This is a genomic window from Pseudomonas sp. Pseusp21 (genome assembly GCF_059492145.1).
In genome coordinates this window covers 1661418-1687741 of the sequence record NZ_CP168520.1, presented here as the reverse complement: position 1 = coordinate 1687741, position 26324 = coordinate 1661418, and the positions used below count along the sequence as shown (strand labels likewise).

The 26324-nt window shown below is 60.0% G+C and carries 20 protein-coding genes; 13 read left to right on the top strand and 7 right to left on the bottom strand.

The features are described 5' to 3' along the window. The first annotated feature begins 142 nt into the window (after positions 1-142). Complete coding sequence (locus ACEN93_RS07500; protein WP_039772801.1) at positions 143-2065, top strand: ATP-binding cassette domain-containing protein; 1923 nt, start codon at positions 143-145, stop codon at positions 2063-2065. A 75-nt stretch (positions 2066-2140) separates the two neighbouring features. On the opposite strand, the gene ACEN93_RS07495 is transcribed toward ACEN93_RS07500, so the two are convergent. Continuing rightward, entirely contained in the window at positions 2141-2578 is a 438-nt protein-coding gene (locus ACEN93_RS07495) for a universal stress protein (RefSeq protein WP_011335197.1), read from the bottom strand. Positions 2579-2681: 103 nt separating this feature from the next. Between ACEN93_RS07495 and ACEN93_RS07490 the strand changes: the two genes are divergently transcribed. The 7 genes from ACEN93_RS07490 to ACEN93_RS07460 all read left to right on the top strand — a co-directional run bounded on the left by ACEN93_RS07490 (position 2682) and on the right by ACEN93_RS07460 (position 11130). Then, positions 2682-3119 (top strand): hypothetical protein, encoded by a 438-nt coding sequence (locus ACEN93_RS07490; RefSeq protein ID WP_495611261.1) that lies wholly within the window; start codon positions 2682-2684, stop codon positions 3117-3119. Positions 3120-3658: 539 nt separating this feature from the next. Beyond that, positions 3659-5806, top strand: a complete 2148-nt coding sequence (gene fadB / locus ACEN93_RS07485) for a fatty acid oxidation complex subunit alpha FadB (RefSeq protein ID WP_074689251.1) — start codon at positions 3659-3661, stop codon at positions 5804-5806. A 29-nt stretch (positions 5807-5835) separates the two neighbouring features. Next, complete coding sequence (gene fadA, locus ACEN93_RS07480; RefSeq protein ID WP_007953060.1) at positions 5836-7011, top strand: acetyl-CoA C-acyltransferase FadA; 1176 nt, start codon at positions 5836-5838, stop codon at positions 7009-7011. Positions 7012-7109: 98 nt separating this feature from the next. Continuing rightward, entirely contained in the window at positions 7110-7346 is a 237-nt protein-coding gene (locus tag ACEN93_RS07475) for a DUF1653 domain-containing protein (RefSeq protein ID WP_007953059.1), read from the top strand. A 114-nt stretch (positions 7347-7460) separates the two neighbouring features. Beyond that, on the top strand, positions 7461-10091 hold the full coding sequence (gene topA, locus ACEN93_RS07470) for a type I DNA topoisomerase (RefSeq protein WP_495611260.1): 2631 nt from the start codon (positions 7461-7463) through the stop codon (positions 10089-10091). Between the two features lie 174 nt (positions 10092-10265). Next, a complete protein-coding gene (locus tag ACEN93_RS07465; protein WP_039772797.1) occupies positions 10266-10790 on the top strand; it encodes a DUF6586 family protein in 525 nt (174 codons plus the stop codon). 106 nt (positions 10791-10896) lie between these two features. Next, positions 10897-11130: a hypothetical protein gene (locus tag ACEN93_RS07460; protein WP_007953047.1), complete on the top strand. Its 234-nt coding sequence runs from the start codon at positions 10897-10899 to the stop codon at positions 11128-11130. Between the two features lie 86 nt (positions 11131-11216). On the opposite strand, the gene sulA is transcribed toward ACEN93_RS07460, so the two are convergent. Both sulA and lexA read right to left on the bottom strand, forming a co-directional pair. After that, on the bottom strand, positions 11217-11690 hold the full coding sequence (gene sulA, locus ACEN93_RS07455) for an SOS-induced cell division inhibitor SulA (RefSeq protein WP_495611259.1): 474 nt from the start codon (positions 11688-11690) through the stop codon (positions 11217-11219). A 10-nt stretch (positions 11691-11700) separates the two neighbouring features. Further along, the gene (lexA, locus tag ACEN93_RS07450) at positions 11701-12309 is read right to left on the bottom strand and encodes a transcriptional repressor LexA (RefSeq protein WP_007953044.1); all 609 of its coding nucleotides are present in this window, start codon (positions 12307-12309) and stop codon (positions 11701-11703) included. Positions 12310-12539: 230 nt separating this feature from the next. Between lexA and ACEN93_RS07445 the strand changes: the two genes are divergently transcribed. The 3 genes from ACEN93_RS07445 to ACEN93_RS07435 all read left to right on the top strand — a co-directional run bounded on the left by ACEN93_RS07445 (position 12540) and on the right by ACEN93_RS07435 (position 15167). After that, complete coding sequence (locus tag ACEN93_RS07445; RefSeq protein WP_007953037.1) at positions 12540-13247, top strand: TetR/AcrR family transcriptional regulator; 708 nt, start codon at positions 12540-12542, stop codon at positions 13245-13247. A 158-nt stretch (positions 13248-13405) separates the two neighbouring features. Then, positions 13406-14416, top strand: a complete 1011-nt coding sequence (nagZ, locus tag ACEN93_RS07440) for a beta-N-acetylhexosaminidase (RefSeq protein WP_495611258.1) — start codon at positions 13406-13408, stop codon at positions 14414-14416. A 13-nt stretch (positions 14417-14429) separates the two neighbouring features. After that, positions 14430-15167, top strand: a complete 738-nt coding sequence (locus tag ACEN93_RS07435; protein WP_495611257.1) for an S-methyl-5'-thioinosine phosphorylase — start codon at positions 14430-14432, stop codon at positions 15165-15167. A gap of 115 nt (positions 15168-15282) precedes the next feature. Here the strand turns inward: ACEN93_RS07435 and ACEN93_RS07430 are convergent, their stop codons facing one another. The 3 genes from ACEN93_RS07430 to mfd are packed head-to-tail and all read right to left on the bottom strand — an operon-like array spanning position 15283 to position 22011. After that, complete coding sequence (locus tag ACEN93_RS07430) at positions 15283-17973, bottom strand: SNF2-related protein (protein WP_414882633.1); 2691 nt, start codon at positions 17971-17973, stop codon at positions 15283-15285. Positions 17974-17984: 11 nt separating this feature from the next. Then, the gene (locus ACEN93_RS07425) at positions 17985-18551 is read right to left on the bottom strand and encodes a CsiV family protein (protein WP_085667451.1); all 567 of its coding nucleotides are present in this window, start codon (positions 18549-18551) and stop codon (positions 17985-17987) included. 10 nt (positions 18552-18561) lie between these two features. Then, complete coding sequence (gene mfd / locus ACEN93_RS07420) at positions 18562-22011, bottom strand: transcription-repair coupling factor (RefSeq protein WP_495611256.1); 3450 nt, start codon at positions 22009-22011, stop codon at positions 18562-18564. Positions 22012-22365: 354 nt separating this feature from the next. On the opposite strand from mfd, the gene ACEN93_RS07415 reads away from it, so the two are divergent. After that, complete coding sequence (locus tag ACEN93_RS07415; protein ID WP_039772791.1) at positions 22366-23829, top strand: glyceraldehyde-3-phosphate dehydrogenase; 1464 nt, start codon at positions 22366-22368, stop codon at positions 23827-23829. 65 nt (positions 23830-23894) lie between these two features. Here ACEN93_RS07415 and ACEN93_RS07410 read toward each other — a convergent pair whose 3' ends face one another. Next, positions 23895-25187 (bottom strand): MFS transporter, encoded by a 1293-nt coding sequence (locus ACEN93_RS07410; RefSeq protein WP_085667453.1) that lies wholly within the window; start codon positions 25185-25187, stop codon positions 23895-23897. Between the two features lie 53 nt (positions 25188-25240). Here ACEN93_RS07410 and ACEN93_RS07405 point away from each other — a divergent pair, with 53 nt between their 5' ends. Further along, positions 25241-26290 (top strand): FAD:protein FMN transferase, encoded by a 1050-nt coding sequence (locus tag ACEN93_RS07405; RefSeq protein WP_495611255.1) that lies wholly within the window; start codon positions 25241-25243, stop codon positions 26288-26290. Positions 26291-26324 lie beyond the last annotated feature (34 nt).

Below are 26324 nucleotides of genomic sequence, written 5' to 3'. Positions count from 1 at the left end.
TTGCCAGCAGGCGGCGAAAGCTTTGCCGGCCTTGCAGCACAAGTTCGCAACAATTGTTGTGCAGAGTGCGTCAGCGGCGAAATTGCCGGCCTGTTCGGGTCTCGATTCAGGTAGAATGCGCGCCCGGTTTTTGGAGAAGCTCATGACCCTGCTCAAATTCAGCGATGTGTCCCTTGCATTCGGCGCGATGCCGTTGTTGGACAAGGTGTCCTGGCAGATCGCCCGTGGTGAGCGGGTGTGCATCATCGGCCGCAACGGCACTGGCAAATCCAGCATGATGAAACTGGTCAAGGGCGACCAGAAGCCTGATGACGGCTCGGTGTGGCGTGCCCCCGGTCTGAAAATCGGTGAATTGCCGCAAGAATTGCCGGTGGCCGACGAGCGGACTGTATTCGACGTGGTTGCCGAAGGCCTCGATGGCGTTGGCGCCTTGCTCGCCGAATACCATCACCTGAGCCAGAACATCGTCACCGACGCCGATCTGGACAAGCTGATGCACGTCCAGCACGACCTCGAAGCCCGCGATGGCTGGCGCTTGCAGACCCTGGTCGACAGCACCCTGAGCCGCCTGCAACTGCCGGCCGACAAGACCCTCGCCGAACTGTCCGGCGGCTGGCGTCGTCGTGTGCTGCTGGCGCAGGCGCTGGTGTCCGAGCCGGATCTGCTACTGCTCGACGAGCCGACCAACCACCTGGACATCGGTGCGATTGCCTGGCTTGAAGAAGCGCTGAAGGATTTTCAGGGCGCCGTGCTGTTCATCACGCACGACCGTTCCTTCCTGCAAAACCTTGCCACCCGCATCCTCGAACTGGATCGCGGTGGCCTGATCGACTGGAACGGCGACTACGCCAGTTTCCTCGTTCACAAAGAAGCCGCACTGGCCGCCGAAGAAACCGCCAACGCGCTGTTCGACAAGCGTCTGGCCCAGGAAGAAGTTTGGATTCGCCAGGGCATCAAGGCCCGCCGCACCCGTAACGAAGGCCGCGTACGTGCCCTGAAAGCATTGCGCGTGGAACGCAGCGAGCGTCGCGAGCGCACCGGCAAGGCCAACATCCAGCTGGAAACAGCGGAGAAGTCCGGCAAGCAGGTGATGGTGCTGGATAACGTGAGCTTCGCGCATCCGGGCGGTCCGTTCCTGATCCGCGATTTCTCCATGGTGCTGCAGCGCGGCGACCGGATCGGCCTGCTCGGCGCCAACGGTACCGGCAAGACCACCCTGCTGAAGCTGATGCTCAGCGGTCTGCAACCGACCAGCGGCAAAGTGGAAGAGGGCACCAGGATCGATGTGGCCTATTTCGATCAGTTGCGCCATCAGCTGGATCTGGAAAAGACCGTGATCGACAACGTCGCCGAAGGTCGCGACTTCATCGATATCGACGGCCAGAGCCGCCACGTGCTGAGCTATCTCGGCGACTTCCTGTTCAGCCCGCAGCGTGCCCGCACGCCGGTGAAGGCGTTGTCCGGTGGCGAGCGTGCGCGTCTGTTGCTGGCCAAGTTGTTCAGCAAGCCGGCGAACCTGCTGGTGCTCGACGAACCGACCAACGACCTCGACGTGGAAACCCTCGAGCTGCTCGAAGAAGTGCTGCTGACCTTCAACGGCACCGTGCTGATGGTCAGCCACGACCGGGCATTCCTCGACAACGTGGTCACCAGCACCCTGGTCTTCGAAGGTGAAGGCAAGGTTCGCGAATACGTCGGCGGCTATCAGGACTGGATCCGTCAGGGCGGTTCGCCGCGTCTGCTGGGCGTGACGGAAAGCAAATCCGGCAAGGCTGACCTGAACTCGGCGGTGGTCACTGCTGAGCCGGCTCCGGTTGCCGCACCTGTTGCTGCGGCCCCGGCTGCGAAGAAGAAGCTGAGCTACAAGCTTCAACGCGAGCTGGAAGCCCTGCCGGGCGATATCGACGCCAAAGAGCAGCAGATTGCTGCTGTCGAGGCTGAAATGGCCGAGACCGGTTTCTATCAGCGTCCACCAGCCGAGACGGCCAAGGTGATTGCTTCTCTGGAGCAATTGCAGGCGGAGCTGGATGCCTTGGTTGAGCGTTGGGCCGAGCTGGACGCCTGATTGATTCCAGGCATGAAAAAGCCCGGTGTCCAGTTATGGGCGCCGGGCTTTTCAGCTTTTCATAAGTGACTGGTGTCAGCGTTTGACCAGGTGCACCGCCAGCACATCGCACGGTGCGCCGTGCAGCACGTCATTGGCGGTCGAGCCCAGCAACAACGCCAGACCATGCCGGCCATGGCTGCCGACCACGATCAGGTCGCACTGCTGTTCCTTGGCAAAATGGTGGATTTCCTGACGTGGCTGGCCGTAGGTCAAGTGGCAGTTGGCGCCTTCGAGCTCGGTGTACTTGTGCTTCAGACGTTCGAGACGTTCCTTGGCCTGATCGAACTGCTGTTGTTGCAGTTGTGACAGATCCATCGGCACGTCACCGCCGAAGGCCATGGCCATCGGTTCGACGATATGCACCAGCGACAGCTTCGCGCCATTGCTTACCGACAGCTCTCGGGCGCGGTGGATCACAGGGTCGCACTCTTCGGTCAGATCTACGGCGACCAGGATATGGTGGTAGGGCATGAGGTGCTCCTCGTGAGGGATCAATATTGGTAAGTATGGCTGGTTTCAAGCGCATTGGTTCCAAAGTGACGCAATGGGCTCATCAGGATTCGGGAGTAGAGATATGACGGTCTGGCTGGTGGTGTCAATCCTGCTGGTGGTGTTGAGTCCGCTGGCATGGTTGCGCCCGTCCCGTGCACAGAGTGGCCGGATAGCCTTGCGCACGGAGGCCCGGCGCATCGGGCTGGCCATGCAGCTTGCGCCTCAGGAGTGGCCGCACTGGATGTCTCAGGAGCCGCCTAGCCCGTGTGCGCAATACCATCGGCCACGCCGTGGCAAACAGCCGGCGTGCTGGACGTACTGGCAGAAATCCCCGGGGATCTGGGTCAACCAGTGGCAGGAAGTCTGTGAGGATCCACTGCTGCTGAATCATTTCGAAAAATTGCCGGGCAACGTTTTCAAGGTCGAGGCGGACAAGCAGATGATCGCCCTCTATTGGGGCGAGAAGGGTGAATCATCGGTTTTGCTGGACATTGATGCCACGCTGAAGGCGCTGGCATGACTCGCGGAATTTTCGCGCTGCAACGGCGCGAAATGTCCGGCAGACGAGCAATAAAAAGCCCGACATGATTCATCGGGCGGGGTTGGCCAGGCAGGCCGGAAACTCTTTTTGGCGTTGAATCGGGTGATCCGGTCAACAAACGTGCGCCTGTTTTCCTTCGTAGTCCAGCCAGCGTAGCCTGTTAAACAAGGCGTGCCGTGAATTAGGGCGACTTTTCTAACTATTAATCTTATGAATGCCCTCACATGCAAGCGTGTGTGGCCGGGCTGCGTCCTACAGAAATGACCGCAAAGTCGCATTTCAACCCGTATTTTGGGCGATTGACAATTGTCGGAAATTCCGTGAAGGTGGCGTACCCAAATCAAACGGGCGTATGAATTGAGCGTTTGTATTGCAGACTGCTCCTACAGAATCCCGACTATCGCGTTGGCGGGTGTGCCGGGTGGATGGGTGTCAGCATCGACGAAAAAACGTCCTGCCGAGCCATTTGCCTGCGTCCGACGTGTACTGTTCAGCTTCCATATCGTGGAGATCAGTTGATGATTTACGAAGGTAAAGCCATCACGGTTAAAGCTCTTGAAAGTGGCATCGTCGAATTGAAATTCGACCTCAAGGGTGAGTCCGTCAACAAGTTCAACCGTCTTACCCTGAACGAACTGCGTCAGGCCGTAGACACCATCAAGGCAGATGCTTCGATCAAGGGCGTGATCGTCAGCAGTGGCAAGGACGTGTTCATCGTCGGCGCCGACATCACCGAATTTGTCGACAACTTCAAGCTGCCGGATGCCGAGCTGGTTGCTGGCAATCTCGAAGCCAACAAGATCTTCAGCGATTTCGAAGACCTCAACGTTCCGACCGTCGCCGCGATCAATGGCATTGCTCTGGGTGGCGGTCTGGAAATGTGCCTGGCAGCGGACTACCGCGTCATGTCGACCAAGGCCAAGATCGGTCTGCCGGAAGTCAAGCTGGGCATCTACCCGGGCTTCGGCGGTACCGTGCGTCTGCCGCGCCTGATCGGTGCCGACAACGCCATCGAGTGGATTGCCGCCGGCAAGGAAAACCGTCCTGAAGACGCGCTGAAAGTCGGCGCCGTCGATGCCGTGGTTGCCCCGGAAAAACTGCAGGATGCTGCCCTTGAACTGATCAAGCGCGCCATTTCCGGCGAGTTCGACTACAAGGCCAAGCGCCAGCCGAAGCTGGAAAAGCTCAAGCTGAACGCCATTGAACAAATGATGGCTTTCGAAACCGCCAAAGGTTTCGTGGCTGGCCAGGCGGGCCCGAACTACCCGGCCCCGGTCGAAGCGATCAAGACCATCCAGAAAGCCGCGAATTTCGGTCGTGACAAGGCGCTGGAAGTCGAAGCCGCAGGTTTCGTGAAACTGGCCAAGACCTCTGCCGCGCAGAGCTTGATCGGCCTGTTCCTGAACGATCAGGAACTGAAGAAAAAGGCCAAGGCCTACGACGAAATCGCCAAGGACGTGAAGCAGGCTGCCGTACTGGGCGCCGGCATCATGGGTGGCGGTATCGCCTATCAGTCGGCTTCCAAAGGTACGCCGATCCTGATGAAGGACATCAACGAGCACGGCATCGAGCAAGGTCTGGCGGAAGCCGCCAAGCTGCTGGTCGGTCGCGTTGATAAAGGCCGCATGACTGCCGCGAAGATGGCTGAAGTGCTCAACGGCATTCGTCCTACGCTGTCCTACGGCGATTTCGGTCACGTCGACCTGGTCGTTGAGGCCGTGGTCGAGAACCCGAAGGTCAAGCAAGCCGTTCTGGCGGAAGTCGAAGACAAGGTCAAAGAGGACACCATCCTCGCGTCCAACACCTCGACCATTTCCATCAGCCTGCTGGCCAAGGCCCTCAAGCGTCCGGAAAACTTCGTCGGCATGCACTTCTTCAACCCGGTGCACATGATGCCGCTGGTGGAAGTAATCCGTGGCGAGAAATCCAGCGAGCAGGCCATCGCCACCACCGTTGCCTACGCCAAGAAAATGGGCAAGAACCCGATCGTCGTCAATGACTGCCCGGGCTTCCTGGTCAACCGCGTCCTGTTCCCGTACTTCGGCGGTTTCGCCAAGCTGGTCAGCGCCGGCGTGGACTTCGTCCGTATCGACAAGATCATGGAAAAATTCGGCTGGCCGATGGGCCCGGCGTACCTGATGGACGTGGTCGGTATCGACACCGGTCACCACGGTCGTGACGTAATGGCTGAAGGCTTCCCTGACCGCATGAAGGACGATCGTCGTTCGGCCATCGACGTGCTTTACGAAGCCAAGCGTCTCGGTCAAAAGAACGGTAAGGGCTTCTATGCCTACGAAGCCGACAAGAAAGGCAAGCAGAAGAAAGTCGCCGATCCGTCGGTACTGGAAGTGCTCAAGCCGATCGTCTACGAGCAGCGCGAAGTCACTGACGAAGACATCATCAACTGGATGATGATCCCGCTGTGCCTGGAAACCGTGCGTTGCCTGGAAGACGGCATCGTCGAAACCGCCGCCGAAGCCGACATGGGTCTGGTCTACGGTATTGGTTTCCCTCCATTCCGTGGCGGTGCGCTGCGCTACATCGATTCGATCGGTGTTGCCGAGTTCGTTGCCCTGGCCGACCAGTACGCTGATTTGGGCGCGCTGTACCACCCGACCGCGAAGCTGCGCGAAATGGCCAAGAACGGCCAGAGCTTCTTCGGTTAAGCGCCCCCAACTAGAGTGAGAGTGAACTTATGAGCTTGAATCCTAGAGACGTCGTGATTGTCGACTTCGGTCGTACTCCGATGGGCCGCTCCAAGGGCGGCATGCACCGCAACACCCGCGCCGAAGACATGTCGGCGCACCTGATCAGCAAACTGCTGGAACGCAACACCAAGGTCGATCCTGCCGAAGTCGAGGACGTGATCTGGGGCTGTGTGAACCAGACCCTGGAACAAGGCTGGAACATCGCGCGTATGGCGTCGCTGATGACCCAGATCCCGCACACTTCGGCCGGCCAGACTGTCAGCCGTCTGTGCGGCTCGTCGATGAGCGCGCTGCACACCGCTGCGCAAGCGATCATGACCGGCAACGGTGACGTGTTCGTGGTTGGTGGCGTCGAGCATATGGGTCACGTAAGCATGATGCACGGTGTCGATCCGAACCCGCACATGTCCCTGTACGCGGCGAAAGCCTCGGGCATGATGGGCCTGACCGCTGAAATGCTGGGCAAAATGCACGGCATCACTCGCGAACAGCAGGACGCCTTTGGCGTGCGTTCCCACCAGTTGGCCCACAAGGCGACTGTGGAAGGCAAGTTCAAGGACGAAATCATCCCGATGCAGGGTTACGACGAGAACGGTTTCCTGAAAACCTTCGACTACGACGAAACCATTCGTCCGGAAACCACCCTGGAAAGTCTGGCGGCTTTGAAGCCGGCGTTCAATCCAAAGGGCGGCACCGTGACGGCCGGTACTTCGTCGCAGATCACCGATGGTGCTTCGTGCATGATCGTGATGTCGGCGCAGCGTGCACAGGACCTGGGCATCCAGCCTCTGGCCGTGATTCGCTCGATGGCGGTAGCGGGTGTGGACCCGGCCATCATGGGCTATGGTCCGGTACCGGCTACTCAGAAAGCACTGAAGCGTGCCGGCCTGGGTATCAACGATATCGACTTCTTCGAGCTCAACGAAGCGTTCGCCGCACAGGCCCTGCCAGTGCTGAAAGACCTGAAAGTGCTCGACAAGATGAATGAGAAGGTTAACCTGCACGGCGGCGCGATCGCCCTGGGTCACCCGTTCGGTTGCTCCGGTGCCCGTATTTCCGGCACCTTGCTGAACGTGATGAAGCAGAATGGCGGCACCTTCGGGGTGGCCACCATGTGCATTGGCCTCGGCCAAGGCATCTCCACCGTCTTCGAACGCGTTTAAGCGTCTCGTCGATGGAAGCCGGGGCCAAGTGCCCCGGTTTTTGTTTTTGCGGATTTATTTTGTTTTTATTTTGAAAAAATTTGAGTGAGGGCCGAAGCATGCCGATACAACCTGGGCTCTACCAACATTACAAAGGTCCCCAGTACCGCGTATTCAGTGTCGCGCGGCATTCCGAGACCGAAGAAGAAGTGGTCTTTTACCAAGCCCTGTATGGCGATTACGGCTTTTGGGTACGTCCCTTGAGCATGTTCCTGGAGTCCGTCGAGGTTGACGGCGAGCAGGTCCCACGCTTTGCTTTGGTGCAAGCCGAACCGAGCCTTTTTTCGAAGCCGTAAGGCGAGTGCGCGCAAAACCCTGCGCTTGACCTCACCTTGTAGCCACTATATATAGCGGTGCCGCGTCAGGCGCCAACCGCCTTTCACTTCTAGAATTCAGGAATTTTCTGATCCATGGGCAAATCGCTGGTCATTGTGGAATCCCCGGCTAAGGCCAAGACCATCAACAAGTATCTGGGCAACCAATACGTGGTGAAGTCGAGTATCGGCCATATCCGAGACCTGCCCACCAGCGGTTCGGCTAGCGCCAGCAAGGAGCCAGCCGCCAAGCGCGGGAAAGCTGCTGCGGGCGAAGCGCCAGCGCTGTCGCCGAAAGAGAAGGCGCGCAAGCAGCTGGTCTCGCGCATGGGAGTCGATCCTGAACACGGCTGGAAAGCCAAGTACGAGATCCTCCCGGGCAAGGAAAAGGTCATCGAAGAGCTGCGCCGGCTCGCCAAGGATGCTGACACCATCTATCTCGCAACCGACTTGGACCGCGAGGGGGAAGCCATTGCCTGGCACCTGCGCGAAGCCATCGGTGGTGACGACAGCCGCTACAAGCGCGTGGTGTTCAACGAAATCACCAAGAAGGCGATTCAGGAAGCCTTCTCGGAGCCGGGCGAGCTCGACATCGATCGAGTGAACGCGCAGCAGGCCCGTCGCTTCCTCGACCGCGTCGTCGGCTATATGGTCTCGCCGCTGTTGTGGGCGAAGATCGCCCGTGGCTTGTCCGCCGGTCGCGTGCAATCGGTTGCCGTGAAGCTGGTGGTAGAGCGTGAGCGTGAGATTCGTGCGTTCAACCCGGAAGAGTACTGGGAAGTGCACGCCGATCTCGGCACCGCCAAAGGCTCGACCGTGCGTTTCGAAGTCGCTCGCGAAAAAGGCGAGGCCTTCAAGCCGCTGAACGAAGCGCAGGCGAAGGCCGCGCTGGAGAAACTCAAATCCTCCAGCTACAGCATCGTCAAACGTGAAGACAAGCCGACCAGTAGCAAGCCGTCGGCACCGTTCATCACCTCCACACTGCAACAGGCCGCGAGCAACCGCCTGGGCTTCGGTGTGAAGAAAACCATGATGATGGCCCAGCGTCTGTACGAAGCCGGCTACATCACTTATATGCGTACCGACTCGACCAACCTCTCGGCGGATGCCGTGGCGATGGCGCGCGATTACATCGAAACCGAATTCGGCAAGAAGTACCTGCCGGAGTCGCCAAACGTCTACAGCAGCAAGGAAGGCGCACAAGAGGCTCACGAAGCGATTCGTCCTTCCGACGCCAACACCACGCCAAGCAAGCTGGCCGGCATGGAGCGTGACGCTGAGCGCCTCTACGAGCTGATCTGGCGCCAGTTCCTGGCTTGCCAGATGCTGCCGGCGCAATACCTGTCGACCACCGTCAGCGTCGCTGCCGGCGACTTCGAGCTGCGCGCCAAGGGCCGCATCCTGAAGTTCGACGGTTACACTCGTGTGCTGCCGCAGATCACCAAGCCTGGCGACGATGACGTTCTGCCGGACATGGCGCAGGGCGACGTGATGAAGCTTATAAAGCTCGATCCGTCCCAGCACTTCACCAAGCCGCCGGCCCGGTATTCGGAAGCCAGCCTGGTCAAGGAAATGGAAAAACGCGGCATCGGCCGTCCTTCGACCTATGCGGCGATCATCTCGACCATTCAGGATCGCGGCTACGTGACCCTGCACAACCGTCGTTTCTATTCGGAAAAGATGGGCGACATCGTTACCGAACGTCTGTCGGAAAGCTTCTCGAACCTCATGGACTACGGCTTCACCGCCGGCATGGAAGAGAACCTCGATGACGTGGCCCAGGGCGAACGCGACTGGAAAAACGTGCTGGACGAGTTCTACGGCGACTTCAAGAAAAAACTCGAAGTGGCGGAGAATCCGGAAGCCGGCATGCGTGCCAACCAGCCGGTAATGACCGATATTCCTTGCACCACCTGCGGCCGTCCAATGCAGATTCGTACTGCCTCGACTGGCGTGTTCCTCGGCTGCTCGGGCTACAGCCTGCCGCCGAAAGAACGCTGCAAGGCCACCGTCAACCTGGTGCCGGGCGATGAAATCGCGGCGGACGACGAGGGCGAGTCGGAATCCCTGGTACTGCGCGGCAAGCATCGCTGCCCGATCTGCAGCACGGCGATGGACGCCTACCTGCTCGACGAGAAGCGCAAGCTGCACATCTGCGGTAACAATCCGGATTGCGCCGGCTACGAGATCGAAGAGGGCAGCTATCGCATAAAGGGCTACGAAGGTCCGAGCCTGGAATGCGACAAGTGCGGCAGCGAGATGCAGCTCAAGACCGGCCGTTTCGGCAAATTCTTCGGTTGCACCAACCCGACGTGCAAGAACACCCGCAAGCTGCTGAAGAGCGGCGATGCGGCGCCGCCGAAGATGGATCCGGTGAAGATGCCGGAGCTGAAATGCGAAAAGGTCAACGACACCTACATCCTGCGTGACGGTGCGTCCGGCCTGTTTCTGGCGGCCAGTCAGTTCCCGAAAAACCGCGAGACCCGTGCTCCGCTGGTGATCGAGATTCTGCCGCACAAGGACGAAATCGATCCGAAGTATCACTTCCTGTGCGAAGCGCCGCAGAAGGATCCGGATGGCTTGCCAGCCGTGATCCGCTACAGCCGCAAGACCAAGGAGCAATACGTTCAGACCGAAGTCGACGGCAAACCGACTGGCTGGAAAGCGTTCTTCGACGGTGGCAAGTGGACGGTCGAGGACAAGCGTCCGGCGAAAGCCAAGGCTTGAGCTGACTCCGACCTTGCGATGGGCTGATGTTATCGGCCCAACACGACAAAAGGCCGCATGACAACCTTCGGGTTTTCATGTGGCCTTTTTGTTTAAAGCTTGCGATCGCATCGGCTGATCCATGACACTGTCCGGCCTGTGTGAAGCAATTATTTCGTTGTGGAGAGTGCCGACATGGCCCACGAACTCTATACCCGTACCAATCAGAAGATCTATTTCGCGGGTTTGTCGCTGGAAGCGCTGGCCAGGGCCGAAGAGGGGCGGGCGATGAACTCGCTGGCGCTGATTCAGGCCGGGCGCGAATCCGCACTGTTTCATCTCTACGGTGCGTTGTTGGGGCTGTGTCATGAAATCGCCGGCTTCTATCGTCTGCCGCAAGCCAATGCGTCGCAAGCGGAAACCTTGCTGACCCGCGAAGTGCTGGAATCGATTGCCATTCCTGAGCTGGCGGAGATGATTGAGCTGGCGGGCAATCCGGAGACCTGGCTGGCTAAATTGCTGGCCGCGCACTCGGCGCTGTTTCAGCCGCCACGCGTTCCACATAAGCCGAAGGGCGATGTGACGCAGCCATTGATTCAGGCAGTGAATCTGGATGAAGAAGAGGTGGTTGAAGAGTTGAGCCGTGAAGAGCTCGAGAGCTGGCGGCAGAACCTCAAGGGGCTGGCTATCCGTTTCCGTGAAGGCTTGAACGAGTGCTGAGGAGCTGTGTACTGGCGGCGACGAGAGGCGTGCTGCTGGTCAAGATCCCGAGCGAAGCCTGAATGATGTCTATATAATCCCTGCCTTTCGTGGAGATCAGACCTATATGCCAACGTCCTTTCTAGAAATTGTCGAGCTACCAGACGGCCGAATCGAACTGCGCAGGGCCGAGGACGAGGGTTCTCTGGTGACTCTGGATTTCTCCGAGGATGCCAAGGCGTTTCTGCAGGGCCAGCACGTTGAAATTGCCAAAGCGATGTTGAGTGTCGGCGTGCAAATGGCGGGGCGTATGGTTGAGGGAGAATTCGATAAGGATGAGGGGCCGCGGGTTCTTCATTGATCCGCTGTCTCCCAGTTACTGCTCCAGATCGGCTTCTCTATCCCTGGAGAAGCCCTGCGCTTTACGTGGCGCGCATTGTTGCTGAATCATCCCAAACGAATGTTCAGGCTTTGAGCGTCCCCGGTGCGGGCGGCGCTGATCAACTGTTGCCGTGACCCTGCGCTCAGTGGATTCGGCCACGTGACGACCGTGTGGCTGCGGCCCAGGCGTAATGCTTCGCAGGCCAATTGCTGAGCGCTTTGGGCGCCGCGCGGTTGTAACAGCAGGATCCGTTCGCGATTCAATCCAGCGTCCCGCAACCAGGTCTGGGTCAGGCTGGCAGGCGGTGCAATCAGGGTCAGCCAGCGTGCGTCCTGATCCTCGCTCAATTCGCGAAGAATCGGTGCCAGCAGGTTCAGACAGTTCCCGGCCGCACCGCGCAGTGACAGCTCACTGAACGCTTCGGGTTCGTTATTCCACGGACGCTCGACGACATCCTTGAGGATGGGGGCGAGCGGTTGCGCCAGAAACGCTTCGAACAACGGCAGTTGTGTTTGCTGAGGTGCGTGTGGGAACTGCATAAAGCCTCCTTTAGCGGCGGATGACGCCGACACTCAAGCCTTCGATAACCAGCTCCTGGTCTTTCAGGTTGACTTCGATAGGGGCGAACTCGGGGTTTTCGGCAATCAGCCAGACTTTACTGCCGTCACGCTTGAAGCGTTTGACGGTGACTTCATCGCCGATCCGCGCAACCACGATCTGACCGTTGCGTGCCTCGCGGGTGGTGTGAACCGCCAGCAGGTCACCATCGAAAATGCCGATGTCCTTCATGCTCATGCCATGAACGCGCAACAGATAATCGGCGCGCGGATGAAAGAAGGCCGGGTTGATGTTGCAGGACTCTTCGATGTGTTGCTGAGCGAGAATCGGCGCGCCGGCAGCCACTCGACCGATGATCGGCAGCGTGGACTCGTCGACCTTGGCTTCGAAACCTGGAATTCGAATGCCGCGAGAGGCGCCCGGAGTCATTTCGATTGCGCCTTTGCGAGCGAGCGCCTTGAGGTGCTCTTCGGCCGCGTTGGGCGACTTGAAACCCAGTTCCTGAGCGATTTCCGCACGGGTCGGCGGGTAGCCGTTGTCTTCGAGGCAGCGTTTGATAAAGGCCAGAATCTCGGCTTGGCGTGGCGTCAGCTTAAGCATATTGATCGCTCTGTCTTTTTATACAGTGACTGGGATTATATACAGTGAAGCGGTCTTGGCAATGATCGTTTTTTGCCATGCCGCCGGACGGTCAGTGACGACCCAGATTAATGTGGCGTCCTTGTTGTGGTTAAATATCTGACTGACCATTCCCAAAACGAACCGGCAGGCTTGACAAGGCACAGACTGAAACGTATGTTTCAAACAAGTGTTTGTCAGGCGGAGTAGCCATGGCCCAGTCGGAAACCGTTGAACGCATTCTTGATGCTGCAGAACAGCTGTTCGCGGAAAAAGGTTTTGCTGAAACCTCATTGCGTCTGATCACCAGCAAGGCAGGGGTCAACCTCGCTGCGGTGAACTATCACTTCGGCTCGAAGAAGGCGCTGATCCAGGCGGTTTTCTCGCGCTTTCTCGGTCCGTTCTGCATCAGCCTCGACAAAGAGCTGGAGCGCCGTCAGGCCAAACCAGAGAACAAGCCTTCGCTCGAGGAGTTGCTGGAAATCCTCGTCGAGCAAGCGCTGGTGGTACAGCCACGCAGCGGCAACGATCTGTCGATCTTCATGCGTTTGCTCGGTCTGGCCTTCAGTCAGAGCCAGGGCCACTTGCGCCGTTATCTGGAAGACATGTACGGCAAGGTATTCCGCCGCTACATGCTCTTGGTTAACGAAGCTGCCCCGCGTATTCCTCCGATCGAACTGTTCTGGCGCGTGCACTTCATGCTCGGCGCTGCGGCGTTCAGCATGTCCGGGATCAAGGCCTTGCGTGCGATTGCCGAGACCGATTTCGGCGTCAACACCTCCATCGAGCAGGTGATGCGTCTGATGGTGCCGTTCCTGGCAGCCGGCATGCGTGCCGAAACCGGCGTCACCGACACGGCAATGGCCACCGCGCAGTTGCGGCCACGGAGCAAATCCGCGCCGGCACCTGCCAAGGTTTAACCCTCCATGGGTGGGCGCGGCAGCTGACATCCGCTAAGCTAGCCGCCCATGTCGACTCTCGTCCTGAACCCGTTTCTCATTGAAATCACCGACCCGCCGGGCAATGTCCCTGGTGGTGATTTCGTGGGCGACGGGTTTTTCGTTTTCAAGGAATTTCTATGACTGCTGGCCTGCAAGGCTCGTTGATGGTGGACGTCGCCGGTACCTGGCTGACGGCCGAAGATCGCCAATTGTTGCGCCAGCCCGAAGTGGGCGGCCTGATCATCTTCGCCCGCAACATCGAGCATCCGCGCCAGGTGCGCGAGCTGAGCGCGGCGATCCGTGCCATTCGTCCGGACTTGCTGCTGGCGGTGGACCAGGAGGGCGGTCGCGTCCAGCGTCTGCGTCAGGGCTTCGCCCGTTTGCCAGCCATGCGCGCCATCGCTGATAACCCGAACGCCGAGTATCTGGCCGAGCAGTGCGGCTGGATTATGGCCACCGAAGTGCTGGCGGTCGGACTCGACCTGAGCTTCGCGCCGGTGCTGGATCTGGATTACCAGCGCAGCGCCGTGGTCGGCACCCGTTCTTTCGAAGGCAATCCGGAGCGCGCCGCACTGCTCGCAGGCGCTTTCATCAAAGGCATGAGCAGCGCGGGCATGGCCGCCACCGGCAAGCATTTCCCCGGCCATGGCTGGGCGGAAGCCGACTCCCACGTCGCGATCCCCAACGACGAGCGCAGCCTCGAAGAGATCCGCGCCAACGACCTGGTGCCGTTCGCCAGACTCAGCAAGCAACTGGCCGCGGTCATGCCGGCTCACGTGATTTATCCGCAAGTCGACACACAACCTGCCGGTTTCTCCCGGCGCTGGCTGCAGGACATTCTGCGTGGCGAGTTGCAGTTCGACGGCGTGATCTTCAGCGATGACCTGTCGATGGCCGGCGCCCACGTGGTCGGCGACGCCGCCAGCCGTATCGAAGCGGCACTGAGTGCCGGTTGCGACATGGGCCTGGTGTGCAACGACCGCGCAGCTGCCGAGCTGGCCCTGAGTGCCGCGCAGCGCATGAAGGTCAAGCCGTCGCCGCGCATCGCACGCATGCGCGGTCAGGCATTCGCCAATACCGAATACCGTCAGGATCCGCGCTGGCTGACCGCTGTCGGCGCGCTCAAAGACGCTCAACTGATCGATTAAGGATTTTTTCGCTATGACGGTTTACGCAATCATCGGCGGCACCGGTCTGACCCAGCTGGAGGGCCTGAGCATTCGCCAGTCGCTGGCGGTGGATACGCCTTACGGGGCGCCATCGGCCGAAGTCCAGATTGGCGAATACGCCGGCAAGGAAGTGCTGTTCCTCGCTCGTCACGGTCACCCGCATCGCTTCTCGCCGCACAAGGTCAACTATCGCGCCAACCTGTGGGCGTTGAAGCAGGCCGGGGCCGAAGCGATCATCGCGGTCAACGCCGTGGGCGGGATTCATCCTGCAATGGGCACCGGACATTTCTGCGTGCCGCATCAGATCGTGGACTACACCAGCGGTCGCGAGCACACCTATTTCGCCGATGATCTGGAACATGTCACACACATCGACTTCAGCTTTCCCTACAGCGAACCGCTGCGTCAGCAATTGATTGCTGCGTTGGCTGCGGAAGGGTGCGAGTACAGCGATCAAGGCGTTTATGCCTGCACCCAGGGCCCGCGTCTGGAAACCGTGGCCGAGATCGTGCGACTGGAGCGTGACGGCTGCGACATCGTCGGCATGACCGGCATGCCGGAAGCGGCGCTGGCTCGCGAGCTGGATCTGGATTACGCGTGTCTGTCGCTGGTGGTGAACCCGGCTGCGGGCAAGACCACTGAAGTGATCACCATGGCCGAGATCGAGCAGGCGTTGCACGATGGCATGGGCAAGGTGAAGTCGACGTTGGCGCGCGTACTCAAGGGCTGAGTCTGGCTCGAAACCGAGTCGAGCCTTTTCGCGGGCAAGCCCGCTCCCACAGAGGTCACGCTAAACCTGTGGGAGCGGGCTTGCCCGCGAATCGATCTGATAGCCGACGAAGATCTCAGCGCTTTTCAAACTTGTCCGGCAACGGCGCAAACAGCGCCTCGATATCATCACTCTGCAGCTTCCAGTCCCCGGCCTTGCGCCCATCCAGCACGCCGGCCGCCAGGTCGGATTTTTCCCGCTGCAAGTGCTGAATCTTCTCCTCGACCGTGCCCCGGGCAATCATCTTGTAGACGAATACCGGCTTCTCCTGGCCAATGCGATACGCGCGGTCGGTTGCCTGATTCTCGGTCGCCGGGTTCCACCACGGATCGTAGTGAATCACCGTGTCCGCTTCCGTCAGGTTCAGGCCCACACCGCCGGCCTTCAGGCTGATGAGAAAGATCTGACGCTTGCCGCTCTGGAATTCCTTCACCGGTGTGCGCCGATCACGGGTCTGTCCCGTCAACAGCGCATAGGCGACGTTGCGTTTTTTCAGTTCATCCTCGATCAGTGACAGCATCGAAGTGAACTGCGAGAACAGCAGAATCCGCCGGCCTTCCTCAAACAACTCCTCGAGCATTTCCATCAGGCTGTCGAGCTTGCCTGATGTGCTGCCGCGAGCGGGCAGGGTGGCGTCATTGACCAGGCGCAAATCGCAACAGACCTGACGCAGCTTGAGCAGCGCCTCGAGAATGATGATCTGACTGCGCGCCACGCCTTTACGGGTGATTTCGTCGCGAACCTTTTTATCCATGGCCAGGCGCATGGTTTCGTACACGTCGCGCTGCGCTTCGTTGAGCTCGACCCAATGAATGATTTCGGTTTTCGGCGGCAGCTCGGTCGCAACCTGCTCCTTGGTGCGGCGCAGCAGGAACGGTTTGATCCGACCGTTGAGGTGCTGAAGTCTGACTTCGCTGGCGCGTTTTTCAATCGGCACGCGGTAATCGGCGTTGAAGCTTTTGACGTCGCCGAGCCAGCCGGGCAGCAAGAAGTGAAACAGTGACCACAGTTCACCCAGATGGTTTTCCAGCGGCGTCCCGCTCAGACATAGGCGCTGACGCGCATTGAGTTCACGGGCAGCCTGGGCGGCTTTGCTGTTCGGGTTCTTGATGTACTGCGCCTCATCCAGCACCAGCACGTGCAGCGGCTGCTGGGCCAGACGTTCGACATCCTTGGGCAGCAGCGCATAAGTGGTGAGGATCAGATCGTAATCGGCCAGATGCTCGAAGTGCTTTTTACGACTGGCGCCGTACAGCGCGACAACCTTGAGCTGTGGCGTGAAGTGCGCCGCTTCGTCGAGCCAGTTGGGAATCAGGCTGGTAGGCATTACCACCATGCTCGGGCGATCCAGGCGTCCGGCGTTCTTCTCGCTGAGAATGTGCGCCAATGTCTGTAGGGTTTTGCCCAAGCCCATGTCGTCCGCGAGAATCCCGCCGACCTCAAGTTGCCGCAGCGACTGCATCCAGCTCAAGCCTTCGAGCTGATAAGGACGCAGCGTCGCATTCAGCCCCTTCGGTGCTTTGGCGCTGTAATCGCGGATGTCGCGCAAGCGCTGGGCGAAGCTGCGAATCTGCTCGCCACCCTCCCAGAGCAGGGGAATGCCTTCCAGTGAATTCAGGCGCGTGGCGTCGGCCTTGCTCAGGCGCAGGGTGGTTTCGCCCGGCTCCTGCATATAAAACTCGCCAAGGGTCGCCAGCACCGGCTTCAGCCGGCCGAGGGGCAGGGCGACTTGCAATGGCCCGTGCTCGCTGTTGCGTTGCGGGATGTTCACCAGAATCAGTTCATCATCGCGACGGCGGGCGAGACGTTCCGGGTTGAGGATTTCCGTGTGCGAACGCATCAGGTTGAGCAGGATCGGCAGCAGGCTCAGGCGCTCACCGTTGACGATGATCCCCAGCTCCAGATCGAACCAGTCGCGTTCCGGCGTCTGCTCGACGGTGGCGTACCAGTCGTCCACGGCAGTCAGGTCGAAACCGAACTCATCATCGACCAGCAGCTCCCAGCCCTGAGTGCGCAGCTTCGGCAGATCGTTGAGGGTGAACGTCAGCCAGGCGCTGTCGTTGACCATCTCGTAGAGTTCTCCGGCGCTTTCCGGCAGGGCTTTGCTCTGCCGGGTGGCGATGCGGAAACCGAGAATTCGCAACTGCTCGCGGTAGCTTTGCTCGACGTCCGGATGGCGCTTGACCCGCAGGGTCTGCGCTTCCTGGCGAATCAGAATGTCGCTGTTCTTCTGGCCACTGACGTATTCGTCGAGGTAACTGAAGGACAGCGCCGCGCGATGCTGGATATAACGCTGCATTTTGCCGTTACGCGGTTCGAATGCGCTGAACTCGACGCTGGCCAGCCACAGACGCGGCACCGGTTGCACGTTGTCCACCAGCACTTGCGGCGGCGCTTTCGGGCTGCGGTTTTCCAGTACGGCCTGGAGTTTTTCCAGCAGTTCGGCGTCTTTGGCGGCGGCGGGGTATTCGAGGGTTTCCTGCACTTGCAGCAACACCGCCGCGCAATGTTTGCAGTTGCTGTGCACCGGGCAGGTGCAGGTGGCGTCGACCATCAGCAGCGTGCCTTTGGCCGACTCGCGCAGATGAATCGTCTGACGGTACACATTACCGCCAGAACCTTCGCAGCTGGCGGTAATGGTCGCGTCGCCGACCTGCACGAATCGCACCCGGTTTTCCAGGGCATAGCGGCGGCCACGCTCCAGGCTTTGTTCCTTGAACCGACTGACCCAGGAGGAGGCCAGCGGTTTACTCAGAGGCGGGGACATAAGGACTTCAGTCAGTCCGGAATGGCTTCAGGCGCTTCCCGAGGCGCGGGCGCCGTCAGTGAAGTGATCTTGATCAGCAGGGCCAGGTGGCCGTTATCGAGGTAGTTGAGTTGGCCATTTTTGGTATGGCTGTCCTGTTTCAGACGCTCGCTGGCGGTGACCATGCCGTTGGCGTCGATCTGGTTGACCCAGAAATCGGCGTTCACATCGGTGAAGCGCCCGAGCTTCATTTCAATCGTGCCTTCGATCGGGAACTGGCCGAACTGCTCCTGACCTTCGCTGACCGCCACTTTGGCAGGCGTTTCGCCCAGCGTCTGCTGCCAGGCTTTGTGCATCAGCACGCTGTACTCGCCGCTGGCGGTGAGTTTGGTCACAACGTCGTTCAGCGCCGGCGTGCGTTTGCTGTCATCGCCCAGCCGCTGGGCGCCTGCCGCCCAGTCTTCCGGTGCGGCGCGGCTGATAATCGCCGGTACAGCGTTCTGGCGTACCAGAATCATTTCGACCTGATACAGGTCATCGGCAAACGCCGTCGGTGCTACCAGAGTCAGTAGCAAGGTCAATGAGCGAAACAGGCGCATGCGGCGTCCTTCAAGCAGTTTTCGGGATGAGGCGCTCGAACAGCGCCTCCACAGTATTAAAGCGCTCTTCCGGGCGCTCCATCGGCACCTGGAACTTGAACATCGTGGCGCCTTCGAATTTGTAGCGTTTTGGCTGACTCTGGATCAGTTTGATCAGGGTCATCGGGTCGACCGGCGTCTGCGCCGCGAACTCGATGCGTCCGCCTTGCGGGCCGCCATCGACTTTCTTGATGCCCAGCTGTTCGGCCCGCAATTTCAGCGCCGTGATGCGTACCAGATTCTTGGTCGGCTCTGGCAGCAGACCAAAACGGTCGATCATCTCGACTTGCAGATCCTTCAGGCCTTCCTCGTCGGTGGCCGAAGCGATGCGCTTGTACAGGATCAGGCGGGCGTGCACGTCCGGCAGATAATCTTCCGGAATCAGCGCCGGCACCCGCAGGTTGACTTCCGGGCCACCGCCGAGCGGCTGGTCGAGGTTCGGCTGTTCACCCTTGCGGATCGACTTCACCGCGCGCTCCAGCATTTCCATGTACAGCGTGAAGCCGACAGCCTGAATCTGCCCGCTCTGACCGTCGCCCAGCAGTTCGCCGGCTCCACGGATTTCCAGGTCGTTGGTGGCCAGCACGAAGCCCGCACCCAGATCCTGAGTATTGGCAATCGCCTCCAGGCGTTTTTCCGCATCGCCGGTGATTTGCTGGCGTGGCGGGGTCAGCAAGTAGGCGTAAGCCTGGTGGTGACTACGACCAACGCGACCGCGCAACTGGTGCAACTGCGCCAGGCCGAACTTGTCGGCACGCTCGATGATGATGGTGTTGGCGCTCGGCACGTCGATGCCGGTCTCGATGATGGTCGAGGCGATCAGCACGTTGAAGCGCTTGTGGTAGAAGTCGCTCATCACCTGTTCGAGTTCGCGTTCGCGCATCTGCCCGTGGCCGATGCCGATCCGCGCTTCCGGCACCAGTTCGGCCAGTTCGGCGGCGCACTTCTCGATGGTCTTCACGTCGTTGTGCAGGTAGTAAACCTGTCCACCGCGCAGCAGCTCACGCAGCAAGGCCTCTTTGACCGTGCTCTTGTTCTGCTCCATGACGAAGGTGCGCACCGACAGGCGTCGCGCCGGCGGCGTGGCGATGATCGACAGGTCGCGCATGCCCGACACCGCCATGTTCAGCGTGCGCGGAATCGGCGTGGCGGTCAGCGTAAGAATGTCGACCTCGCTGCGCAGAGCCTTGAGCTGTTCCTTCTGACGGACACCGAAACGGTGCTCTTCGTCGATGATCACCAGCCCGAGGTTTTTGATCTTGACGTCGTCCTGCAGCAACTTGTGGGTGCCGATGACGATGTCGATGTTGCCCTCGGCCAGTTCGGCCACCGCAGCGTTCACTTCCTTGGCCGACTTGAAACGGCTCATCACTTCCACGGTCACCGGCCAGTCGGCGAAGCGGTCGCGGAAGCTGTTGTAATGCTGCTGGGCGAGCAGGGTGGTCGGCACCAGGATCGCCACTTGCTTGCCGCCGTGCACGGCGATGAACGCGGCGCGCATGGCGACTTCGGTCTTGCCGAAACCCACATCGCCGCAGACCAGTCGATCCATCGGTTTCGGCGAAAGCATGTCCTCGCGCACGGCCTCGATGGTGGATTGCTGATCCGGGGTTTCTTCGAACGGGAAACCGGCGCTGAAGGTCGCGTAATCGGCCTTCGGGTCGGCGAACGCATAACCTTCGCGGGCGGCGCGGCGGGCGTAGATGTCGAGCAGTTCGGCAGCCACGTCGCGCACTTGCTCGGCGGCCTTGCGCTTGGCTTTCTGCCAGGTCTCGGAGCCGAGGCGGTGCAGCGGGGCCAGTGCGTCGTCGCTGCCGGTGTAACGGGCGATCAAATGCAGGTTGGCCACCGGCACGTAGAGCTTGGCGTTCTCGGCGTATTCGAGGGTCAGGAATTCGGCGGCCTGATTGTCGATTTCCAGAATCGTCAGGCCGAGATAACGACCGACGCCGTGGTCGATGTGCACCACCGGCGCGCCTTCGCGCAGCTCGGTGAGGTTCTTGATCACTGCATCGTTGTTGGCGTCGGCGCGTTTTTCGCGGCGGCGACGCTGCATCACGCGCTGGCCGAACAGCGGACTTTCCGCAACCAGTGCCAGCGCCGGGTCGTCCAGCATCAGGCCTTCGTCGAGCGGGGCAATGGTGATCGCCAGGCGATCCTTGCTCGCGACGAAGTCCGGCCAGCTGTCGACGGTTTTCGGTCGCAGCTTCAGGCGATCCAGCAACTCCAGCAGCACTTCGCGACGGCCCGCGGATTCGGCAGTGAACAGCACGCGTCCCGGGAACTCGTCGAGGAATGCCGAAAGTGCGGCTAACGGCTGGGTAGCCTTGGCTTCGATCGCCAGATTCGGCAATGCCTGCGCCGGGAAGCGCTCGCGGCCGACGCCAGTTTCCACGTCCTGCTGGCTGGCAACCACGCGCGGCCAGTTCTTCAGGCGGGCGAAGCAGTCTTCCACCGGCAGGAACAGTTCGGCCGGCGGCAATAAAGGACGGGATGGGTCGACGCGACGCTCTTCATAACGGTTGCGCACATCGTTCCAGAAGTTTTCCGCCGCCTGCTCGATGCCCGGCAGCGAGAACACTTGAGTGTCCTGCGGCAGGTAATCGAACAGGGTCGAGGTTTCTTCAAAGAAGAGCGGCAGGTAGTACTCGATACCGGCCGGCGTGATGCCGCTGCTCAGGTCCTGGAAGATCGGGCAGCGGCGGAAGTCGACGTCGAAACGCTCGCGAAAGCGCGCCTTGAAGCGGGTGACCGCTTCTTTTTGCAGCGGGAATTCCTTGGCCGGCAGCAGCTTGACCGAATCGACCTTGTCGATGGAACGCTGGTTTTCCGGATCGAAGGTGCGCAGGGTTTCGATTTCGTCGTCGAACAAGTCGATGCGATAGGGCAGTTTGCTGCCCATCGGGAACAGGTCGATCAGTGCACCGCGTACGGTGAACTCGCCGTGCTCGTAGACCGTGTCAACGTAGCGATAGCCACTGGCTTCGAGCCGCGAGCGCATCTGCTCGACATCGAGTTTCTGCCCGACATCCAGCACCAGGCTGCTGCCGAGCAGGAATTTGGTCGGCGCCAGACGGTGCAGGGCGGTGGTGATCGGCACCACCAGCACGCCATGTTCCAGCTCCGGCAGCCTATAAAGGCTGGCAATACGCTGGGAAATGATGTCCTGGTGCGGCGAAAACAGATCGTAGGGCAGGGTTTCCCAGTCGGGGAAATGCAGCACCGGCAAATCCGGGGCGAAGAAACTCAGCTCCTGCTCCAGCCGTTCGGCACTCTGGCTGTCGGCGGTCAAAAGCAGCGTGAAGCGCTTGGCAGCGCTGGCAGCCTCGGCAATCGCCAGGCTCAGGGCGGCACCGGGGAGGTTGCCCCAGTGCTGTTTACCTGCCGCGGCAGGGAGAAGCGGTAGACGCAGAACAGGCACGGAAGGTTGAGCTCCAGGCGTTGCGACAAAGTCGGTAATTGTAGCGGCGTCCGGTGCCGCCTGTCAGTTGCAGGATGCGTCTATCTGCACCGTTTGGGAAAAATGTAGTGGTAACCATAAAAACCAGCGCTTTTTTTACGGTTATGTAGTGCCAAAAGTCGGTGGTGCTACGGAGGGTTACAGACATCGTCTAACAGTCGTCGAAAAACTGACTGCGCTGGAAGCCCCGTATTTACTGGGCTGGCGGAGGGCGTTATTTTTTTTAACGGTTTTTTGTTACCGATTGCGCGACAGGCGCGCATTGCTACAAGAGGTTCTCGGCGGCATAATGTAGCCCCTTTTTTCTGCCCCTACATGTGGAAGGTTACCGTGACTCAGAAGCCCGACCAGTGTCTTGGTGAATGGATCGACCGTGAAGCACTCGCAGAAGCGATGATTCCGCTTATCGGTCAGCTCTACCGCAACAACAACGTGGTGAGCTCGATCTATGGCCGCAGCCTGATCAACCAGTCTGTCATCGCGATTCTCAAAGCTCACCGCTTTGCTCGCCACCGTTCTGCCGACGACAGCGAACTCTCCGTCCACGAAACATTCCCACTGCTCAAGGCCATGAGCGAGCTCAAGCTCGGCGCGGCCTCGGTAGATCTGGGCAAGCTGGCGTACAAATTCCGCAACGAAGGCAACGGCCGCACCGCCGAGCAGTTCGTGCGTGAAGAAATGGCTGACGTGGTTGGCCAGCAAAACGCTTCGGCCCGCAAAGGCACCGACGTTGTGCTGTACGGCTTCGGTCGTATCGGCCGTCTGCTGGCGCGTATCCTGATCGAGAAAACCGGTGGCGGCGACGGCCTGCGTCTGCGTGCCATCGTGGTGCGCAAGGGCGCCGAAAACGACCTGACCAAACGCGCCAGCCTGCTGCGTCGCGATTCGGTACACGGTTCGTTCAACGGCACCATCACCATCGACGAAGAAAACAACACCATCACCGCCAACGGCAACCTGATCCAGGTTATCTACGCGAAGAATCCTACCGAAGTGGATTACACCCAGTACGGCATCAAAGATGCGCTGCTGGTGGATAACACCGGTGTATGGCGTGACGCCGATGGTCTGGGTCAGCACCTGGCGTGCCCGGGTATCGACCGCGTTGTTCTGACCGCGCCTGGCAAGGGCAAGCTGAAGAACATCGTTCACGGTATCAACCACAACGAAATCACGGCTGACGACAAGATCGTGTCTGCCGCTTCCTGCACCACCAACGCTATCGTGCCGGTGCTGAAAGCCGTGAATGACAAGTTCGGCATCATCAACGGTCACGTTGAAACCGTTCACTCGTACACCAACGACCAGAACCTGATCGACAACTTCCACAAGGGCGATCGCCGTGGTCGTAGCGCCGCGCTGAACATGGTCATCACCGAGACCGGTGCCGCCACCGCTGCAGCCAAGGCCCTGCCTGAGCTGGCCGGCAAGCTGACCGGTAACGCGATCCGCGTTCCGACGCCGAACGTGTCCATGGCCATTCTCAACCTGAACCTTGAGAAAGCCGCCTCCCGTGAAGAGATGAACGAGTACCTGCGCTACATGGCGCTGCACTCCGATCTGCACAAGCAAATCGACTTCGTCAACTCGCAGGAAGTGGTTTCGACCGACTTCGTGGGCTCGCGTCACGCCGGTGTGGTCGATGCTGAAGCGACCATCGTTCAGGACAACCGCGTTGTTCTGTACGTCTGGTACGACAACGAGTTCGGCTACAGCTGCCAGGTGGTTCGCGTGATGGAAGACATGGCCGGTGTAAACCCGCCAGCGTTCCCGCGCTAAGCCTTAGCTGCAAATGAAAACGCCCCGACTCTGGTCGGGGCGTTTTTGTTTGCGCGCGATTTGCTTCAGCGGGGGATGGCGGCTTGGGCCGTGCGCAGTTCGTGCCTGTTGCCACGGAACAGCACCAGCGTGGCGATCAGGCCCAATACGGCTGCGCCGCTGAGCCAGATCCCCGGCGCCGCCTTGTTGTCCAGTATATGGATCAGATAAGTGCAGGCCGCCGGCGTAAATCCGCCGAAGGTTGCGGTCGCCAAGCTGTAGGCCAACGAGAAACCGGTGGTACGAACTTCTACCGGCATGATTTCGGTGAGTGCCACTACCATTGCCCCGTTGTACGAACCGTACAGGAACGACAGCCACAATTCGACGATCAACAAATGGCTGAAGCTCGGGTTCGCCACCAGCCAGGACAGTGCCGGGTAAGCGGTCAGGATCGCCAGAATCGTCGCCGCCAGCAGTAGGGGTTTACGTCCAACCTTGTCAGACACCGCGCCCATCACCGGCAACCAGAAGAAGTTCGACAGGCCGATACACACGGTCACCAGCAACGCATCGAAGTCCGACAGGTGCAATTCCGCCTTGCCGAAGGTCGGTGTGTAGGCCGTGATCAGGTAGAACGACACCGTTGTCATGACCACCAGCGCCATGCCAGCGATGACGATGCCAAAGTTCTGACCGATCGAACGGATGATTTCCTGCAGAGTAGGGCGATGTTTGCGCGCCTGGAACTCCGGGGTTTCCTCCAGCGAGCGGCGGATGACAAAAATCACCGGGACGATCATGCAGCCGATCAGGAACGGCACGCGCCAGCCCCAGTCGCCCATCTGTTCCGGGCTCAGCCAATGGTTGAGACCGACACCGAGCAGGCCGGCGAATACCACCGCCGCTTGCTGGCTGGCGGACTGCCAGCTGACGAAAAAGCCCTTGCGGCCCGGCGTGGCGATTTCCGCCAGATACACCGACACCCCGCCCAGTTCCACGCCGGCCGAGAAACCTTGCAGCAATCGGCCGAACAGCACGATCAGCGGCGCGGCAACCCCAAGGGTGGCGTAGCCCGGCACGCAGGCAATCAGCACGGTGCCGGCCGCCATCATGGCCAGCGTGATGATCAGGCCCTGGCGCCGGCCATGTCGGTCGATGTAGGCGCCGAGAAAAATCGCCCCCAGCGGGCGCATCAGGAAGCCGGCGCCAAACGTGGCCAAGGAAAGCATCAGGGACGCGAAGGCGCTGTCGGTGGGAAAGAAGGTCTTGGCAATGGCCGTGGCATAGAAGCCGTAGACCATAAAGTCGAACATCTCGAGAAAGTTGCCGCTGACAACGCGAAAAATCGCCTTGCCTTTGCCGGTCGTGGAAGACATGGGTAGGTACTCGCTCTAAATCTTGTAAGAAAGCGTTGCGCTCGTAGCTCATAATGGCCGGCGCGGTTTTGCGGGGAGATGAAGAATTGTTAACTGGACGCTGGGTGGTTCTCGTGCTGCTGACCGGTTTTTTGTCCGGCTGCGGCAACGGTGATTCCCTGGAGACTTTCGGTGGCCCGACGATGGGCAGCACCTATTCGATCAAGTATCTGCGCCACGCCGATCTGCCTGCGCCGCAGGAGGTGCGTGTCGAAGTGGAAAAAATCCTCGCGGGCGTCGACCGGCAGATGTCGACTTACCGCGCAGACTCCGACATCTCGCGCTTCAATGCATTGCCGGCTGATCGCTGTCAGGTCATGCCCGCGCCGATCCTTGAATTGGTCCGCGTGGGCGAGCAGCTGTCGCGACAAAGCGAAGGCTTCTACGACCTCACCGTCGAACCGCTGATGAATCTGTGGGGGTTCGGCCCGCAGGGGCGTGAAGAAAAAGTCCCGGATACGGCAGCGCTGGCCGAGGTGCGACAGCGGGTCGGTCATCAGCACCTGCGCATCGACGGTGACCAGTTGTGCAAGGACGCGGCGGTCGAGGTGGATTTCAACAGCATCGCAGCCGGTTACGCGGTCGACACCATTGCTGCGCGGCTCCAGGCTCTGGGCATACATGATTACCTTGCCGAAGCCACTGGCGAACTCAAGGCGTCCGGCAGGAAGCCCGACGGTTCGCCATGGCGTATCGCACTGGAAGAGCCGCGCGACGATCAGCAGGTTGCAGAGCGCGTCATCAATGTCGATGGCTTCGGTCTCTCCACTTCGGGCGACTACCGCAACTATTTTCAACAGGATGGCCGGCGTTATTCCCACACCTTCGATGCCCGGACCGGTGCGCCGGTCCTACATGACTTGGCGTCGGTCACGGTGATTCATCCTTCAGCGCTGATGGCCGATGGACTATCGACGCTGTTGCTGATTCTCGGGCCTGAAAGGGCTTGGGACTATGCCGAAAAACACGACATTGGTGCATTCTTTGTGATTCGTGCCGATACAGGTTTCGTCACACGCACCAGTCACGCGTTCGAACGGCTCAATGGCGCAAAAGTTGACTGAGAACAGTACGAAAGCTGGCGTTGTAGTGCAGGCA

Coding starts and splice junctions, on each gene's coding strand:
- ACEN93_RS07500 (WP_039772801.1), top strand. CDS start 143: ATGACCCTGCTCAAATTCAGCGATGTGTCCCTTGCATTCGGCGCGATG.
- ACEN93_RS07495 (WP_011335197.1), bottom strand. CDS start 2,578: ATGCCCTACCACCATATCCTGGTCGCCGTAGATCTGACCGAAGAGTGC.
- ACEN93_RS07490 (WP_495611261.1), top strand. CDS start 2,682: ATGACGGTCTGGCTGGTGGTGTCAATCCTGCTGGTGGTGTTGAGTCCG.
- fadB (WP_074689251.1), top strand. CDS start 3,659: ATGATTTACGAAGGTAAAGCCATCACGGTTAAAGCTCTTGAAAGTGGC.
- fadA (WP_007953060.1), top strand. CDS start 5,836: ATGAGCTTGAATCCTAGAGACGTCGTGATTGTCGACTTCGGTCGTACT.
- ACEN93_RS07475 (WP_007953059.1), top strand. CDS start 7,110: ATGCCGATACAACCTGGGCTCTACCAACATTACAAAGGTCCCCAGTAC.
- topA (WP_495611260.1), top strand. CDS start 7,461: ATGGGCAAATCGCTGGTCATTGTGGAATCCCCGGCTAAGGCCAAGACC.
- ACEN93_RS07465 (WP_039772797.1), top strand. CDS start 10,266: ATGGCCCACGAACTCTATACCCGTACCAATCAGAAGATCTATTTCGCG.
- ACEN93_RS07460 (WP_007953047.1), top strand. CDS start 10,897: ATGCCAACGTCCTTTCTAGAAATTGTCGAGCTACCAGACGGCCGAATC.
- sulA (WP_495611259.1), bottom strand. CDS start 11,690: ATGCAGTTCCCACACGCACCTCAGCAAACACAACTGCCGTTGTTCGAA.
- lexA (WP_007953044.1), bottom strand. CDS start 12,309: ATGCTTAAGCTGACGCCACGCCAAGCCGAGATTCTGGCCTTTATCAAA.
- ACEN93_RS07445 (WP_007953037.1), top strand. CDS start 12,540: ATGGCCCAGTCGGAAACCGTTGAACGCATTCTTGATGCTGCAGAACAG.
- nagZ (WP_495611258.1), top strand. CDS start 13,406: ATGACTGCTGGCCTGCAAGGCTCGTTGATGGTGGACGTCGCCGGTACC.
- ACEN93_RS07435 (WP_495611257.1), top strand. CDS start 14,430: ATGACGGTTTACGCAATCATCGGCGGCACCGGTCTGACCCAGCTGGAG.
- ACEN93_RS07430 (WP_414882633.1), bottom strand. CDS start 17,973: ATGTCCCCGCCTCTGAGTAAACCGCTGGCCTCCTCCTGGGTCAGTCGG.
- ACEN93_RS07425 (WP_085667451.1), bottom strand. CDS start 18,551: ATGCGCCTGTTTCGCTCATTGACCTTGCTACTGACTCTGGTAGCACCG.
- ACEN93_RS07415 (WP_039772791.1), top strand. CDS start 22,366: ATGTGGAAGGTTACCGTGACTCAGAAGCCCGACCAGTGTCTTGGTGAA.
- ACEN93_RS07410 (WP_085667453.1), bottom strand. CDS start 25,187: ATGTCTTCCACGACCGGCAAAGGCAAGGCGATTTTTCGCGTTGTCAGC.
- ACEN93_RS07405 (WP_495611255.1), top strand. CDS start 25,241: ATGGCCGGCGCGGTTTTGCGGGGAGATGAAGAATTGTTAACTGGACGC.